The following is a 778-nucleotide window of genomic DNA, read 5'->3' on the forward strand; positions in this document are numbered from 1 at the left end:
TTACTCCATCAATTAATTGATCTGACCCCTTATTTAATTTATTTGCACCTACTTTGGCATTATTTAATCCTTCACCAAATCCGTGAAACTTACTTACAAATTGGTTTTGCGCATTCATTAATTTCGTAATACCATCCGTTAAAGTGTTAATCCCACCTGAATTCGGTAGTTTGTTTTGCATTTCACTTGCCTTTTGATTTATTTCACCTTTTAGTTGATTTACTTCTTCGTTTAGTTGCTTTGTTCCACCCGATACTACAGCAACTTTTTGTTGAACTGTCGCTGTACTTTTTGCCGCATTTGTTACATACGGTTGTAACTGCTCTTGATATTCTTTTGGTAAACTCTCAATTTGCTTTTGTAAATTAGCTACATCTTGCGCTGCATTTTTGGCATCTCCTGCTGTTGATTGAGTAAATCCATTTAACTGATTTACGTTTTTTTCAGCTCCGTCTATCTTCTCATTTACTTTATTTAATATTGTAGGAACTTTCGCCTGCATTTCTTCTAAACCTGCAGCAGAACTTTTCACTTTACTATCTAATTCTTGCAAACCCTTTTCAATTTTTTGAGAAACCCCCTCTAATTGACTTTGTCCTCCAACAAGCTGTTCCATACCAGCTGCTAATTCATTCGTTCCTGTTTTTAATTCACCTGATTTATTTACTAACGTATTCAAACCCGCTGTTACTTTCTGAGATCCATCTTGCAATTTCCCTATGCCCGTCTGCATCTCACCTGTTTTACTATTTAACGTATTTAAACCCGCTGTCACTTT

Annotated in this window: 1 pseudogene; it reads right to left on the bottom strand. The window is 35.6% G+C overall.

Going from position 1 to position 778, the window contains the following annotated elements:
• Nucleotides 1–778 (bottom strand): annotated as a pseudogene (locus MR170_RS30865) (YhgE/Pip domain-containing protein); the annotation flags it as partial.

The sequence above is a fragment of the Bacillus cereus group sp. BfR-BA-01524 genome (assembly GCF_022662595.1).
GTDB lineage: Bacteria > Bacillota > Bacilli > Bacillales > Bacillaceae_G > Bacillus_A > Bacillus_A thuringiensis_S.